Annotated in this window: 16 protein-coding genes and 1 rRNA gene (1 of these 17 only partly in view); 14 read left to right on the top strand and 3 right to left on the bottom strand. The window is 58.0% G+C overall.

Going from position 1 to position 14,294, the window contains the following annotated elements; translation table 11 throughout:
* Positions 1-18 precede the first annotated feature (18 nt).
* Entirely contained in the window at positions 19-777 is a 759-nt protein-coding gene (locus AC3ISI_RS00695; RefSeq protein WP_489335023.1) for a slipin family protein, read from the bottom strand.
* A gap of 2 nt (positions 778-779) precedes the next feature.
* Complete coding sequence (locus AC3ISI_RS00700) at positions 780-1,313, bottom strand: NfeD family protein (protein WP_489335024.1); 534 nt, start codon at positions 1,311-1,313, stop codon at positions 780-782.
* Positions 1,314-1,511: 198 nt separating this feature from the next.
* Here AC3ISI_RS00700 and AC3ISI_RS00705 point away from each other — a divergent pair, with 198 nt between their 5' ends.
* From AC3ISI_RS00705 to AC3ISI_RS00755, 11 genes are all read left to right on the top strand, one after another.
* Positions 1,512-1,973 (top strand): aminoacyl-tRNA deacylase, encoded by a 462-nt coding sequence (locus tag AC3ISI_RS00705; protein ID WP_310272054.1) that lies wholly within the window; start codon positions 1,512-1,514, stop codon positions 1,971-1,973.
* 116 nt (positions 1,974-2,089) lie between these two features.
* Positions 2,090-2,335 carry a DUF2789 domain-containing protein gene (locus tag AC3ISI_RS00710; protein WP_489335025.1) on the top strand — a complete coding sequence of 82 codons (246 nt, stop codon included), beginning with the start codon at positions 2,090-2,092 and terminating at the stop codon, positions 2,333-2,335.
* Between the two features lie 84 nt (positions 2,336-2,419).
* Complete coding sequence (locus AC3ISI_RS00715) at positions 2,420-2,665, top strand: type II toxin-antitoxin system Phd/YefM family antitoxin (RefSeq protein WP_150782726.1); 246 nt, start codon at positions 2,420-2,422, stop codon at positions 2,663-2,665.
* Positions 2,655-2,936, top strand: a complete 282-nt coding sequence (locus AC3ISI_RS00720) for a type II toxin-antitoxin system RelE family toxin (protein WP_489335026.1) — start codon at positions 2,655-2,657, stop codon at positions 2,934-2,936. The genes AC3ISI_RS00715 and AC3ISI_RS00720 overlap by 11 nt, the downstream gene beginning before the upstream one ends.
* Before the next feature lie 201 nt (positions 2,937-3,137).
* The gene (locus AC3ISI_RS00725; RefSeq protein ID WP_477791342.1) at positions 3,138-3,566 is read left to right on the top strand and encodes a MarR family winged helix-turn-helix transcriptional regulator; all 429 of its coding nucleotides are present in this window, start codon (positions 3,138-3,140) and stop codon (positions 3,564-3,566) included.
* Positions 3,563-5,635 (top strand): FUSC family protein, encoded by a 2,073-nt coding sequence (locus AC3ISI_RS00730; protein WP_489335027.1) that lies wholly within the window; start codon positions 3,563-3,565, stop codon positions 5,633-5,635. The genes AC3ISI_RS00725 and AC3ISI_RS00730 overlap by 4 nt, the downstream gene beginning before the upstream one ends.
* Positions 5,632-5,841 carry a DUF1656 domain-containing protein gene (locus tag AC3ISI_RS00735; protein WP_007946223.1) on the top strand — a complete coding sequence of 70 codons (210 nt, stop codon included), beginning with the start codon at positions 5,632-5,634 and terminating at the stop codon, positions 5,839-5,841. The genes AC3ISI_RS00730 and AC3ISI_RS00735 overlap by 4 nt, the downstream gene beginning before the upstream one ends.
* The gene (locus AC3ISI_RS00740; RefSeq protein WP_489335028.1) at positions 5,838-6,725 is read left to right on the top strand and encodes an efflux RND transporter periplasmic adaptor subunit; all 888 of its coding nucleotides are present in this window, start codon (positions 5,838-5,840) and stop codon (positions 6,723-6,725) included. The genes AC3ISI_RS00735 and AC3ISI_RS00740 overlap by 4 nt, the downstream gene beginning before the upstream one ends.
* The gene (locus AC3ISI_RS00745; protein WP_489335029.1) at positions 6,722-8,170 is read left to right on the top strand and encodes an efflux transporter outer membrane subunit; all 1,449 of its coding nucleotides are present in this window, start codon (positions 6,722-6,724) and stop codon (positions 8,168-8,170) included. The genes AC3ISI_RS00740 and AC3ISI_RS00745 overlap by 4 nt, the downstream gene beginning before the upstream one ends.
* Before the next feature lie 82 nt (positions 8,171-8,252).
* Positions 8,253-8,888 (top strand): NADH:ubiquinone oxidoreductase subunit N, encoded by a 636-nt coding sequence (locus tag AC3ISI_RS00750; protein ID WP_489335030.1) that lies wholly within the window; start codon positions 8,253-8,255, stop codon positions 8,886-8,888.
* Positions 8,889-9,132: 244 nt separating this feature from the next.
* A complete protein-coding gene (locus AC3ISI_RS00755; RefSeq protein WP_489335031.1) occupies positions 9,133-10,641 on the top strand; it encodes a YdgA family protein in 1,509 nt (502 codons plus the stop codon).
* Positions 10,642-10,716: 75 nt separating this feature from the next.
* Here AC3ISI_RS00755 and AC3ISI_RS00760 read toward each other — a convergent pair whose 3' ends face one another.
* Positions 10,717-12,246, bottom strand: coding sequence for an FAD-dependent oxidoreductase (locus tag AC3ISI_RS00760; RefSeq protein ID WP_489335032.1), 1,530 nt, complete (start codon positions 12,244-12,246; stop codon positions 10,717-10,719).
* A gap of 138 nt (positions 12,247-12,384) precedes the next feature.
* On the opposite strand from AC3ISI_RS00760, the gene AC3ISI_RS00765 reads away from it, so the two are divergent.
* The 3 genes from AC3ISI_RS00765 to AC3ISI_RS00775 all read left to right on the top strand — a co-directional run.
* Complete coding sequence (locus tag AC3ISI_RS00765) at positions 12,385-12,945, top strand: YbhB/YbcL family Raf kinase inhibitor-like protein (protein ID WP_489335033.1); 561 nt, start codon at positions 12,385-12,387, stop codon at positions 12,943-12,945.
* Between the two features lie 11 nt (positions 12,946-12,956).
* Positions 12,957-13,205: a hypothetical protein gene (locus tag AC3ISI_RS00770; RefSeq protein ID WP_489335034.1), complete on the top strand. Its 249-nt coding sequence runs from the start codon at positions 12,957-12,959 to the stop codon at positions 13,203-13,205.
* A 470-nt stretch (positions 13,206-13,675) separates the two neighbouring features.
* Positions 13,676-14,294: ribosomal RNA gene (locus tag AC3ISI_RS00775) — 16S ribosomal RNA — on the top strand; it runs 918 nt beyond the window's last position.

Below are 14,294 nucleotides of genomic sequence, written 5' to 3' on the forward strand. Positions count from 1 at the left end.
TGATGCTGTTGCGAATGTTCACGACTTCGACGACAAATCCGCCATCCCCTTGAGCAATTCAATCGGCAGCGGGAAGACGATGGTCGAACTCTTGTCGCCGGCGATCGAACTCAGCGTCTGCATGTAACGCAGCTGCATGGCCCCCGGCTGGCGACCGAGCATTTCCGCAGCCTGCATGAGTTTTTCCGAGGCCTGCAATTCACCTTCGGCGTGGATCACCTTGGCCCGGCGCTCCCGTTCGGCTTCAGCTTGTTTGGCGATGGCGCGGACCATCGATTCATTGAGGTCCACATGTTTGATCTCGACGTTGGCCACCTTGATGCCCCAGGCGTCGGTCTGGGCGTCGAGCACTTGCTGGATGTCGATGTTTAACCGCTCGCGTTCGGCCAGCAGTTCGTCGAGTTCATGTTTACCAAGCACCGCTCGCAGCGTGGTCTGGGCCAACTGGCTGGTGGCCGCGAGAAAGTCTTCAACCTGGATGATCGCCTTCTGCGGATCAAGCACACGGAAGTACAGCACCGCATTGACTTTGACCGAGACGTTGTCGCGGGTGATGACGTCTTGCGGTGGCACATCGAGGACGATGGTTCGCAGATCGACGCGAACCATTTGCTGGACCACCGGGATCAGCAGGATCAAACCGGGGCCCTTGACCTGCCAGAAGCGTCCCAGTTGGAACACCACGCCGCGCTCGTATTCGCGCAGGATGCGAAAGGTCGACCCCGCCAGTGCAATCAGTAACAGCAGCAGCGCGGCGAAACCTACTTGCAGGCCCATGACTATTCTCCCACCGGCGCCGCGTCAGCCGCGGCCACTTGCAACAGTAACCCATTTCGCGCCACCACCCGGACATGTTGCCCCGGCTGCAGCGGTGTCGAGCTTGAAACTTGCCAGCGCTCTCCTTGCAAATGCACCCAGCCGTTACAGGCATTGCCAGGCAGTAACGACAAGACAGGTGTCACGCTGCCCAGCAATCCGGCATCGCCGCTGACAGTGCGGCGCGGTCGGGTTTTCAGGGCGCGGATCAGCAGGAAAACCAGCAGCAGGGCACTCACCAGCCCGAGGCCGATCATCAAGGGAACAGGCATCTCGGTGTTGGTCAGAATCACCGCGCCGATCACGAACATCACAATGCCACCCAAACCGATCACGCCGTAATTGGGCAGCGCGGCCTCGGCGATCAGAAAGGCGATGCCGAATGTGATCAACCAGATCCCGATAGGGTTTGGCATCAGCAGCACAACGGTATCGGCTGCAAACACCGATCCGCTCAACGCCAACAGCAGCGCTACGACACAGCAACGAGTATTCACTTGACCCTCCGCGAGAGTCATTAGGTGGCTCTGTATACAGTTTAGTTGAGCCACGGCGTATCTGAATTCTGCTCACTTTTCGACGGCATCCGATGGGCGGATTTCCCGCCGGAATGTGCCGGCAGACCTAGACTTTCAGTACGAAGAAAAGTGTTAACCATCGTCCCCACGTCACGGGTGCGGACACCGAGGTGCATCATGCGTATGGCAAGAACCGTGCAGAGAAGCCTGGAAACGGCTCACTGCGAATATGACATCGTCACCCACCCCCATTCGGCCAGCAGCCTTGAAACGGCGCGGCTCGCGGGTGTCCCTGCCGAACGGGTGGCCAAGTCGGTCATCCTCGACGATCACCACGGTCATTACTTGATGGCCGTGCTCCCTGCCAGCCGTCACCTGGACCTGAGCAAAGTCCGCAGCAGTGGCGAATGGCAGGTCTCGCGGGAAAGCAATCTGCCGCACCTGTTCGATGATTGCGAGCGCGGGGCCGTGCCGGCCTTGGGCGAAGCCTATGGGCTGGACGTGGTCATCGACCCGCTGGTTACCCGGCAGAAAGACATCTATCTGGAAGCTGGTAACCATACCAATCTGCTGCACATGGACATGCCGCAGTTTTTGAAAATGGTGCCGCATGCCGAGGTGCGGGAATTGAGTCAGTGAGTTTTGTGTTGTCATGTTGCCGCCATCGCGAGCAGGCTCGCGCCCACAGGTACTCAAGTGTTCATGTGGGAGTGAGCCTGCTCGAGATTGATTTTTCATTTCTCAAGGAGCCCGACATGGAATCCCCAACCCACACCCTGCCCAACCTGTTCAAGCAACTCGGTCTGGAGGATGACGCCGAAAGCATCGATAAATTCATCGCCACCCACTCACCGCTCAAGCCCGAATTGCACCTTGCGGATGCTTTTTTCTGGAGTAAAAGCCAGGCGCAGTTTTTGCGTGACGATATTCTCGATGATGCGGATTGGGCGGAGGTGGTGGATCAGTTGGATGTGTTGTTGAGGAAAGGGCGGGGAGTATAAGAGGGAAGCAAATATTATGATTTTTCCAAGTTGCTCAAGGCGAAATAGTAGACCAGAATAAAGACCTAAATTGAGGTCTTATATATGCAAAATGTTCTGGCCGACATGGCTGTCAGTGTGTCTGAATTGAAGAAAAATCCATCTGCGGTTTTGAGCGGTGCCCATGGTGGACCCGTTGCCGTGCTCAATCACAATCGAGTGATGGGATACATGGTTCCTGCAGATGTTTTCGAGGCCATGATGGAACGGCTCGATGATCTTGAATTGGCCGAAATTGTTCGCTCTCGCCGTCATGAAACGCCGGTCCCGGTAAACCTGGATGACCTTTAAGCTTGAATTCCTGCCGTCCGCACGCAAGGAGTGGGACAAACTGGGGCATACGTTGCGCGAGCAATTCAAAAAGAAACTGGCGCAGAGACTTGAATTGCCCCGGATCCCTTCCGATTCGCTGCACGGAATGCCTGACTGCTACAAAATCAAGTTGAAGTCAGCAGGGTACAGGCTGGTGTATCAGGTTATAGAAGAGCGTGTAGTTGTATCTGTTGTGGCAGTCGGAAAGCGAGAGCGTAGTGAAGTTTACGACCGAGCCAAACAACGCTAACGACCGGACAATTTTTTGATTTCTGCCGCATGCGCTCACACGGCGGCATATCACTGCGATCTCCTAATCGAATGGATGGGTCGGCAATCTCGCCAATTTGTTTCAAAACTTGACCACCTGTCCCTCCAAATGCCATATTGTTAGTTAGCAAACTAACAGTGTGTGTTGTCCCTCGTGCCGAAAACCCTCGACGCTCTCCAGATGAACATCAGCAGCTCCATGGTGGTGGCCGCCCGGCATTGGCGGAAGATCTGCCAGACCACGCTGGTCAACTATGGAATCTCCGAAGCCTGCGCCGTCCCGTTGTTGATGATCGGGCGCCTGGGTGAGGGCGTGCGGCAGGTGACGGTGGCGCAGGCTGCGGGCATGGAGAGTCCGTCCTTGGTGCGTTTACTCGATCAGCTGTGTCATTCGGGTTATGTTTGCCGCACCGAAGATGCCCATGACCGGCGCGCCAAGTGCCTGAGCCTGACCGAAACCGGTCGCGAACTGGTGCAGGCGGTCGAAATCGAGCTGGTGCGATTGCGTCATGAAGTGCTCGAAGGCATCGACCAAAGCGATCTGGAAGCTACGCTACGGGTATTGAGAGCCTTTGAAGCGGCAAATGCGCCGTCGGTGGTCAACCCTTGAAAGGATTTTTCACCGGAATGCCCGCGGCTCGGGACTGGTTCTACGGTGTGCGCACCTTTGCTGCCTCGATGATCGCGTTGTACATCGCCCTGCTCATGCAAATGCCGCGTCCGTATTGGGCGATGGCCACGGTCTACATAGTTTCCAGTCCCTTTGTCGGGCCTACCAGTTCCAAGGCGCTCTACCGCGCAGTCGGCACCTTTATCGGGGCGGCGGCTGCAGTTCTGTTCGTGCCCATGTTTGTCCAGAGTCCTTACGTATTGGTGGTGGTCATCGCGCTATGGACCGGGATTTTGCTGTTCCTGTCCTTGCACCTGCGCACAGCCAACAACTACGCCTTGATGCTGGCCGGTTACACTTTGCCGCTGATCGCCCTGCCGGTGGTGAACAACCCGTTGGGGGTATGGGATGTCGCGGAAGCGCGGACTGAGGAAATTTTCCTCGGTATCGCCGTGGCTGCCGTGGTCGGCGCCATGTTCTGGCCTCGACGTCTGGCGCCGGTGTTTAACGACGCGGTGAGCAAATGGTTTACCGATGCCTCGACTTACAGCCTGCGTTTCCTCAGCCGGCAGGTGCAACCTGATGAAGTCAGCGCGCTGCGTTCCGCCATGGTGGCGACCTTCAATACTCTGGAGTTAATGATCGGCCAGTTGCCGCACGAGGGCGCGCATCGGCAAACCGTGCGCAACACCAAAGAACTGCGTGGGCGGATGATTCATCTGTTGCCGGTGATCGACGCCCTCGACGATGCGCTGTATGCCCTTGAGCGGCGCACGCCCGAGCTGGTAGAGAAGTTTGCACCGTTGCTGGCGGCCACCACCGAATGGCTCCAACACAAAGACGCCGACCTCGCTCGCTGGCAGGCACTGAAAGACCAGCTTAAAGCCCTGCAACCGTCCGCCGAAGCACTGAACGATCGCAAACAGCTGCTGTTCTCCAATGCGTTGTATCGCCTCAGTGAGTGGGTCGACGTGTGGCAAGACTGCCGCAGCCTGCAATACGCCATCCAGTGCGAAAGTCGGGATAGTTGGCGCGCCGTGTATCGCCACTGGCGCCTCGGTCGCCTATCGCCGTTTCTCGACCGTGGGCTGATGCTTTACTCGGCGGCTTCGACGGTCACCGCGATCATCGTCGCCTCGGTCCTGTGGATTCTGCTCGGCTGGACCGACGGCGGCTCCGCAGTGATTCTGGCCGCCGTAGCGTGCAGCTTTTTTGCCTCGATGGATGACCCGGCACCGCAGATTTACCGGTTCTTTTTCTGGACCGCGATGTCTGTGCTGCTCGCCAGCCTGTACCTGTTTCTAGTGCTGCCCAATCTGCATGACTTCCCGATGCTGGTGCTGGCGTTTGCCGTGCCTTTTATCTGCATCGGCACCCTGACAGTCAAGCCGCAGTTTTACCTGGGCATGCTGCTGACCCTCGTCAACACCTCGTCCTTTATCAGTATTCAGGGAGCCTACGACGCGGATTTCCTCAGTTTTGCCAATTCCAACCTGGCCGGCCCCATCGGGTTGTTGTTTGCCTTCGTCTGGACCCTGATCGCCCGACCGTTTGGTGCGGAACTGGCGGCCAAGCGGCTGACCCGTTTCAGTTGGCGCGACATTGTCAGCCTCACCGAACCGGCCACCTTGGCCGAACACCGGCAGTTGGGCATACAAGTGCTTGATCGTTTGATGCAGCACTTGCCGCGCCTGGCCATGACCGGCCAGGACACCGGCATCGCGCTACGAGAAGTGCGTGTGGCGCTGAACCTGCTCGACCTGCTGGCTTACACCCCGCGCGTAGTCGGCGCACCGCAAGCGTTGCTGCAGCAAGTGGTGGCGGAGGTCGGTGAGTATTTCAAGGACTGCCTGAAGGTGGGTGAGCGACTGCCAGCACCGGGTCCGTTGCTGATGACCCTCGACCGCACCCGGCGTGCGCTGGATATGGAGTGCGAAGAGGACGCACGTCTGAATTTACTGCATGCCCTGAGTGGCCTGCGTCTGGCGCTATTGCCCGGCGTGGAATTCGTCAGCTCGGGCGAACTCGAAGAACCGCTGCCCCATGGAATCGATGGAGCGCCTTTATGATCGGTGATGTGGATCTGAGCGGGGTGTTTCTGCCCACGCTGTTGGTACTAATGGGTATTACGTATGTGTTGTACCTGCTGGTGCATGGGTTGCTGATGCGCCTGCACTTTTACCGTCTGGTCTGGCACCGGGCATTGTTCAACGTGGCTCTCTACGCTTTGCTGCTCGGCGCCGTGGACTCACTCAGTCGATACCTGATGACATGAAAAAACCTTTTTTGACCCTGGGGCGCGTGGTACTGACCCTGTTGATCGTGACCTTCGCCATCGTCGTGGTCTGGCGCATGGTGATGTACTACATGTTTGCGCCGTGGACCCGCGACGGGCACATCCGTGCCGACATCGTGCAAATCGCCCCTGACGTCTCTGGCTTGATTCAGCAAGTGGACGTGCGTGACAACCAGTGGGTGAAACGCGGCCAGGTGTTGTTCAGCATCGATCAGGACCGTTTCAAACTGGCCCTGCGCCAGGCCAAGGCGGCGGTGGCCGACCGTCAGGAAACCCTGGCTCAGGCACAACGCGAAGCCAAGCGTAACCGTGGGCTCGGCAATCTGGTGCCAGGCGAGCAACTGGAAGAAAGTCAGTCCCGGGTGGCTCGCGCCGAAGTGGCGTTGATGGAAGCCCAAGTGGCGGTGGACAGCGCTCAACTGAACCTTGATCGTTCGACCATCCGCAGCCCGGTCGACGGCTACGTCAACGACCGTGCACCGCGGGCGCAGGAGTTCGTCACCGCCGGGCGGCCGGTGTTGTCGGTGGTCGACAGCAATTCATTCCACATCGACGGCTATTTCGAAGAAACCAAACTGAACGGCATTCATGTCGGCCAAAGCGTCGACATCCGCGTGATCGGCGACCGCGCGCGGCTACGTGGTCATGTGGAAAGCATCGTCGCCGGCATCGAAGACCGCGACCGCACCATCGGCAACAACCTGCTGCCCAACGTCAATCCGGCATTCAGCTGGGTGCGCCTGGCACAGCGGATTCCGGTGCGGATCGTCTTTGACGATGTGCCGGCGGACTTCCGCATGATCGCCGGGCGCACCGCGACTGTGTCGATCCTCGACGATCAACTGCAGGAGCCGGCGAAATGAGCAAGGCGTCGGGTTTGGCGGTTGCCGGATTAGGTTTGCTGCTGTCGGCCTGTCAGGTCGTTGGCCCGGATTACCATTTGCCCGACGAAGCGGCTGTCCATCGACCCGATTTGCAGGGCGATCTGGCGGTCGACGGCAAAACGGTGGTGTCCGCACCGGTGCCGGCCGATTGGTGGCGCCTGTACAAGGACCCGCGACTCGACCAGTTGGTGCAACAGGCCATGGCGTCCAATACCGATTTGCGGGTTGCGGCGGCCAGTCTTTCGCGGTCCCGCGCTCAGGTCGATGAGGCAGAAGCGGCGGGTGGCTGGAGCGGCGGTGTGAAGATGGGCGCCCAGCGATTGCAGGAGTCTGGCCAAGCGTTCCTGATTCCGGAAAAAGTGCCGGTGGCCAATGTCGGTGATATCGGCGTCAGCGCGTCGTACCAGTTCGATCTGTTCGGCACGTTGCAGCGCGGCATCGAAGCGGCCAAGGCCAACGCCGATGCGACGCAGGCAGCTGCCGATACGGCTCGCATCACCGTGGTGGCCGACGTGGTCCGAGCCTACACCCAAGTGTGCGCGGCCAATGAGGAGCGGGAGATTGCCCTGCACTCCCTCGACCTGCAGGCCCAGAGCACCACACTGATCCAGCGCCTGCGCGATGCGGGGCGTGGCGATGAGACCCAGGTCACCCGTTCGCAAACCCAGTTCAAATCCCTGCGCGCCGACATGCCGCGCTATGAGGCCTCGCGTCAGGCCGGGCTGTATCGCCTGTCGATGTTGCTGGCCAAGCCAGTGGATCAACTGCCGGCCGGCACCGCCACCTGCGACGAGCTGCCGAAAATCGCGCAATTGATTCCGGTGGGCGATGGCGCCGCATTGCTCAAGCGTCGTCCCGATGTGCGGCAGGCCGAGCGCCGGCTGGCAACGGCGACGGCCGGGATTGGCGTCGCCACGGGTGAGCTGTACCCGAACATCAGCATCGGCGCGACCATCGGCACCGTCGGTATCCTCGACGATCTCGGCGACCCGTCCACCAACCGTTGGGGCTTCGGTCCGTCGCTGACCTGGAACGTGCCGACCAACGGCGCCCGGGCACGCATCCGCGAAGCCGAAGCGGTGACCCAGGCGACGCTGGCGCATTTCGATGGGGTGGTGCTCAACGCCATTCGCGAAACCCAGACCAGCCTGGCCCAGTACGCCGCGTTGTTGCAACGCCGTGACGCCCTGGCAGACGCCGAGCAATCGGCAAAACTGGCAGCGGACCAGACGCATCGTTTCTTCCAGGCCGGGCGCGAATCATTCCTGGCGGACCTGCAAGCAACCCGCACCTACACTGATGTCACGGCGCAACTGGCCGCCGCCAACACCCAGGTTGCCGCCAGCCAGATCGATTTGTTCCTCGCACTGGGCGGCGGCTGGGAAAGCGGACGAACGCAAGGCACGAACACCAGCAAACCCTGAGGCCGTTGCTATGCTTTGATTTGATGGAGTCGCGAGTCGACTTCATCGATCAAGTTCGCGTTGGTCATGGGGATTAAAAATAATGAAAAACCCTTATGCTCCTGGCTTTTGGTGCGCTATTGCGGCATTGGTTTTGCTGTCGGCCACCTATTTCTACGGCATCATGCTGGCCCACCAGATCGATAAGGCGCTGGTGTTTCTCGACAGCGCCAGTGCGCTGATTGCAGCAATGGCAATCGTGGTGGTGGCCTGGTCTTCAGTCCAGGGCCAGCGCATCAAAAAAAGACAACTCGAACAAGGCAAGACCCTGGTGCTGATTTGGGACACCAAGGTGGCGTTGCGTCGTGTCGAAACGGTGTTTGACCAATATTTCTGGGGCAGCTACTGGCAGCCGGGACGGACGTTTCAGGAAGTCATGGGCGAGCTCACCGGCACACCGCTGGAAAAAAGCCTCGATACCTTGAAGAAACAATGTCTGGCCCTGGATAAGCAGGTATTCGAGGAGGGCTGGCATTGGCTCAACAATGCCCGCGAACTCTCGGATGTCGCCACCAAGATGGCGCGGGAACGCTATCAACTGGACGTCTGTGACCCGAGTTCGGAAGTGACAGGCGGTGCGGTGATCAACCGGGATTTTGAGGTGCTGGTGTATACGTGGACTGCGCGGCTCAAGAGCTTTGATCATCAATTGGATGAGATGGAAGTTCAGTACTCCTGAATGTGTGTTGGTTGGACTGACGCCATCGCGAGCAGGCTCGCTCCCACATCTATGGTTATGTGTAGATCACAGACCCATGTGGGAGCGAGCCTGATCTGGCCTAATGAAATTGGACACATCAATAGGGCGCTATGATGGCGCTCAATGCTAATCTCCACCTCACTTTCAGCGGAGTCGAGCCGTAACCCGTCACGGGGTCAGGGAAGACGACACCTTCAACCAACGGACATTGACTGGGTCATTCATGAATAAATCAGCAGGCGTGCTTCTTGGAATCGTCGTAGCCATCGGTGCAATCAGTGCGGGTGGTGCCTGGTACACCGGGACCAAAATCGAAGGTGTGTTGAACACCTCGATCGCCGACGCCAACAAAGAGCTGAATGCCGCGCTGGTCGGTTCCAATGGCACGGCATCGCTGGAGTTGGTGTCGCTTGAGCGTCATGTGTTCAGCAGCACTGCGCACTACCGCCTCAAAGGCGAAGGCGAGATGTTTGGTGAAACCCCGGTTGAATTGCTGTTCGCCGACCACATCGAACACGGTCCGCTGCCGTTCTCGCGCCTGGTCTCTTTCAAGTGGTTGCCGGTCATGGCCACCAGTCACTACGAACTGGAACGCACCTCGCTCACCGAAAAGTGGTTTACCGCCGCCAAAGGCAAATCCCCGCTCACCGGCGTGGTCAATATTGGTTACGACAACTCCACCAGCGGCACCCTCGAATTGCAACCGCTGGACGTCGTGCTGGATGAAAAATCCACCCTGAATTTCTCTGGTTTGAACCTCGACGTCGCCGCCAGCGCTCAAGCCCAGAAAGTCAAAGCCAACGGCTACATGAACAGCCTGACGCTGAGCACCGTGGCTGAAGATCAAACCCCGGTGAAACTTGAGATCAATGGCCTGACCCTGGCCAGCAACCTGGTAAAAAGTACCTACGGCTACTATACCGGCGAGAACACCCTTGAGCTGACGGACAGCAAAACTACCTTTGGTGCCAAGCAATCGGTGCTGGGCCTCAAGAAATTTGAAATGAAGAACCTGACCCAGGAATCGGGCACCAGCGCTTCGGGGCGTGCCGATTACAAGGTGGGTGAAGTGTCGATGAACGGCAAAGCTGTCGGCGCTGCGCAAATGGCCGTGAGCCTGAAAAACCTCGACATCCCGGCGACCATGTCGCTGATGCAGATTTACCAGACCAAACTGCAGCCTTACGAGAGAGCCGCCGCGGAGGCTGCTGCGGCCGGTCAGCCGACTCCAGAGCTGGTCCTGACCCCGGCCGAAGAGGCGCAAGTCAAAACCGGTCTTGAAAAACTGCTGGCGGCCGGCCCGCAGGTGGCACTGGAAAACCTGTCGTTCAACACCGCCAACGGTGAAAGCCGCGCTAACCTGGTGCTCGACCTGACCAAACCGCAGACCATGGACCTGCCGACCGATCAACTGACCCTGCAGTTGATTGCGCTGCTGGATATCAATGTGCAGGTGTCCAAGCCAATGCTCGTCGACCTGCTGACCGTGCAAAGTCAACTTGACGGTCAGACTGACGCCAAGGTCATCACCGATCAGGCTTCCGCCACTGCCGACATGTTCAGCAGCATGGCGATAGGCTCGCAATTCGCCAAACTGGACGGCAACAACATCGTCAGCAAATTGCACTACGCCAACAATCAGGTGGAATTCAATGGCCAGAAAATGACGGTGGAAGAGTTTGTCAGCTTCGTGATGAGCAAACTCGGTGGCGGTGCCGAGATCCAGCAATAAAACGCGTCGTTCAAAGTAACGCCCGGAGTCTGCTGCATGCAGACGCCGGGCGTTTTGCTGTCGGATTTTTGTACGCTAACTAATGTCTCGAATCAGCCGCCACGCTTCGTCCACCGACAACGATTGTTTCATGCGTTCGGCGAGCAGCGCCATGACCCGTTCCTCATCGCAGGCGACCGCTGCGGCCACCACACCGTTCTTGCCGAACAGGCCTATAAAGGGTGGATGGTAAGGATCACCCTTGAACTCGACCTCGTCCCAGGCATTGGCATGGCCGAGGTAGTCGTAGTTTTTGCCAAAGTGCCAGGTCCAGAAGTACGGCACGTCGAGGTAATGCTCTTCAGCGCCAAGCATATTCGCGGCGGCGATCCGCGCCTGTTGCTGGGCCAAGCGCCAATGCTCGATACGTTGAGGCTGGCCGTTGAGCGGAAAGGTCGCGATATCACCGGCCGCCCACAACCCGTCGGTGACGTGCATTCCACCATCGACCTTCAGCGACCGGTCTTTTTCCTTGGGCAGATCGGCAAACGTGTCGGTTGCGGGGCTGACGCCAATGCCGGCCAGCACCAGATCCGCTGGCAAACGTTGACCATTGTCCAGGTGCACCGCCTCGACGTTGTTCGCTCCTTCTATATAGGAGGCTTCGCCATCGGTGTGAAACACCACGCCATTGGCCTCATGCAAGGCGCGAATCGCCTTGCCGACTGTTTCGCCAAATTGTGCTGCGAAAGGAATGGCATGACGGGCCAAAACGGTGACCTCTAATCCTAATTGGCGCAGGGCTGAAGCGGACTCCATGGCAATAAAGCTGTCGCCGATGATCACCGCTCGCTGGCCAGGCTTTGCCGCTTGCAGAATTCGCTGCGCCTGCTCTTTTGAACGCAACATGAACACCTGTGGCAAATCGGCGCCAGGCAGCGTGAGTGGATTGGGCTGGCTGCCAGTGGCAAGCAGCGCGGCGTCGTAGCTCAGCAACCGACCATTGGTCAGCCGCAGGGTTTTGTTCGACGAATCCAGGCTTGCGACGTCACCAGTGATACGCTCGATTCGCTGCTCACGATAAAACGCGTCATCACGCAGTGGCGGGATTTCTTCCGGTGACATTTCTCCAGCGATGACAAATTTGCTCAGGACGGTGCGATCGTAGCCGGCGTCGGCTTCGCGATCGATCAACAGAATTTGACCACCGAAGCCCTTTTCGCGTAGTGCCGCCGCACACGCCGTACCGGCCGCCCCGGCACCGACGATGACAAACGTTCGCTTGTCGTCTGCCTGCGGGGTGTGAGCATCGGCAAATGGCTGGTCGTCGACCCAGATGTCGCCATTGCGGACTTCCAGCGGATAGCGCTTGAGCCTGTCCAAGGCTGGCGGCTCGCATAATGCACCGTCTTCGATCCGAAACGCGGCTTTGTGCCACGGGCAAATCAAGCGTCCGTGGCACACCGCACCTTCCGCCAGAGGTGCCCCGGCATGCGGGCATTCGCCTTGGTAGGCGCGTAGTTGATCGCCCACTCGCAGCAAAACAATGTTGGTGTCCGCGATCCGGGCTTGAAGGCCTCTGTTTTCGGGCACATCGGCGAAATGGGCGACGCGGTGCAGTGCCATGACGGCTCTCCAGACAGACGTTTCACTTAAGAGTTTGGCGCGTTACGCGAGGTTCAGCCAATTCCCAGTGCCACCTCACGAACGTAACGCTATAGTTCGCAAGCCGACGACGGCCCTACATGCACAAGGTGCTCCGCAATGACCCGATTGACCTCTCTTAACCCTTGGTTTGCGGCCGTTGCAGTCGCCCTGTGCGTGCAATTTCCGGCGCAGGCCCAAGAACGTTTCACCCTGAACATCCCCGGCGTCACGGATGACCGGCTGTTTACCTCGGCCGCCGCCAGCGATGCTCCGGGTTGTGGCGGGCACAACGCGTCACCCGCTCTGAACTGGAACGCCGGGCCGGCGGGTACGTTGAGTTATGCCATCGTCATGCATGACCCTGACGGACAGAAGGGGCAGGGAGCCGATCATTGGGTGCATTACGGTATTAAAGCCTCCACTCACCAGATCCCGGCTGGCGTAGGAGCAAAATCAGCTCTTGAAGGTGTTGGTGGCACCAACAGCAAAGGCACCACCGGTTATTTGGGGCCTTGCCCACCAGTCGGTGACAGTGCGCATCACTACATCATTCAGCTGTACGCGCTGGACCTTGCGCCGGAGGCCTTGCCTGCCGGCCTGACGCGCGCGCAACTGCTGGAAAAAATCAAAGGTCATGTACTAAAGAACAGTAGCGTAGTGCGCCGTTATCACCGCTGACATTCAGTCATTTGGCATCAGCGCCCGAAAGCGCGCACTATCGAGCCGTAGCCGATGCGTTGGAGGAAGCCGTGGCGAAGAAAATCGATCGCATCGCCCAAATGCTCAACTGCCCCGTGAAAGGGGAGGAACTAAGGCGGGCAATTACTGAGAGTCGTAAGGATTTCCTCCTTAACCAACCGGAAGCTGAGGGGGTTGATGAGGACGACTTTGAGGACGTTGAAGAGTGGGACGACGATCTTGACTGGACGACCGAGTAGGAACGCCGCTGGTTTACCCAATCAATACTGGTATGGAGAGCTGCGGTTTCAAGTGATACAGCGCCTCGCTGAAGGGGGGCTGAAAAGGTTTTGCAGTACAGGCATTTGGAAGCGGTAAGAAAGTTCAAAAAGATGCTTGACGAAATATTGGATCGCTGTAGAATTCGCCTCCCGCTAACGAGAGATCGAAAGCGCAAGTGGTTGAAGTTACAAAGGAAACTTTGAAAGCTTCTGAAAATAACCGCTTGACAGCAACAGAGGCTGCTGTAGAATGCGCGCCTCGGTTGAGACGAAAGATCTTAACCAACCGCTCTTTAACAACTGAATCAAGCAATTCGTGTGGGTGCTTGTGGAGTCAGGCTGATAGTCAACAAGATTATCAGCATCACAAGTTACTCCGCGAGAAATCAAAGATGTAACCAACGATTGCTGAGCCAAGTTTAGGGTTTCTTAAAAACCCAAAGATGTTTGAACTGAAGAGTTTGATCATGGCTCAGATTGAACGCTGGCGGCAGGCCTAACACATGCAAGTCGAGCGGTAGAGAGAAGCTTGCTTCTCTTGAGAGCGGCGGACGGGTGAGTAATGCCTAGGAATCTGCCTGGTAGTGGGGGATAACGTTCGGAAACGAACGCTAATACCGCATACGTCCTACGGGAGAAAGCAGGGGACCTTCGGGCCTTGCGCTATCAGATGAGCCTAGGTCGGATTAGCTAGTTGGTGAGGTAATGGCTCACCAAGGCGACGATCCGTAACTGGTCTGAGAGGATGATCAGTCACACTGGAACTGAGACACGGTCCAGACTCCTACGGGAGGCAGCAGTGGGGAATATTGGACAATGGGCGAAAGCCTGATCCAGCCATGCCGCGTGTGTGAAGAAGGTCTTCGGATTGTAAAGCACTTTAAGTTGGGAGGAAGGGCAGTAACCTAATACGTTGCTGTCTTGACGTTACCGACAGAATAAGCACCGGCTAACTCTGTGCCAGCAGCCGCGGTAATACAGAGGGTGCAAGCGTTAATCGGAATTACTGGGCGTAAAGCGCGCGTAGGTGGTTCGTTAAGTTGGATGTGAAAGCCCCGGGCTCAACCT

The organism is Pseudomonas sp. GL_139_B, assembly GCF_057834475.1.

Coding starts and splice junctions, on each gene's coding strand:
- AC3ISI_RS00695 (WP_489335023.1), bottom strand. CDS start 777: ATGGGCCTGCAAGTAGGTTTCGCCGCGCTGCTGCTGTTACTGATTGCA.
- AC3ISI_RS00705 (WP_310272054.1), top strand. CDS start 1,512: ATGCGTATGGCAAGAACCGTGCAGAGAAGCCTGGAAACGGCTCACTGC.
- AC3ISI_RS00710 (WP_489335025.1), top strand. CDS start 2,090: ATGGAATCCCCAACCCACACCCTGCCCAACCTGTTCAAGCAACTCGGT.
- AC3ISI_RS00715 (WP_150782726.1), top strand. CDS start 2,420: ATGCAAAATGTTCTGGCCGACATGGCTGTCAGTGTGTCTGAATTGAAG.
- AC3ISI_RS00720 (WP_489335026.1), top strand. CDS start 2,655: ATGACCTTTAAGCTTGAATTCCTGCCGTCCGCACGCAAGGAGTGGGAC.
- AC3ISI_RS00725 (WP_477791342.1), top strand. CDS start 3,138: ATGAACATCAGCAGCTCCATGGTGGTGGCCGCCCGGCATTGGCGGAAG.
- AC3ISI_RS00735 (WP_007946223.1), top strand. CDS start 5,632: ATGATCGGTGATGTGGATCTGAGCGGGGTGTTTCTGCCCACGCTGTTG.
- AC3ISI_RS00740 (WP_489335028.1), top strand. CDS start 5,838: ATGAAAAAACCTTTTTTGACCCTGGGGCGCGTGGTACTGACCCTGTTG.
- AC3ISI_RS00745 (WP_489335029.1), top strand. CDS start 6,722: ATGAGCAAGGCGTCGGGTTTGGCGGTTGCCGGATTAGGTTTGCTGCTG.
- AC3ISI_RS00750 (WP_489335030.1), top strand. CDS start 8,253: ATGAAAAACCCTTATGCTCCTGGCTTTTGGTGCGCTATTGCGGCATTG.
- AC3ISI_RS00755 (WP_489335031.1), top strand. CDS start 9,133: ATGAATAAATCAGCAGGCGTGCTTCTTGGAATCGTCGTAGCCATCGGT.
- AC3ISI_RS00760 (WP_489335032.1), bottom strand. CDS start 12,246: ATGGCACTGCACCGCGTCGCCCATTTCGCCGATGTGCCCGAAAACAGA.
- AC3ISI_RS00765 (WP_489335033.1), top strand. CDS start 12,385: ATGACCCGATTGACCTCTCTTAACCCTTGGTTTGCGGCCGTTGCAGTC.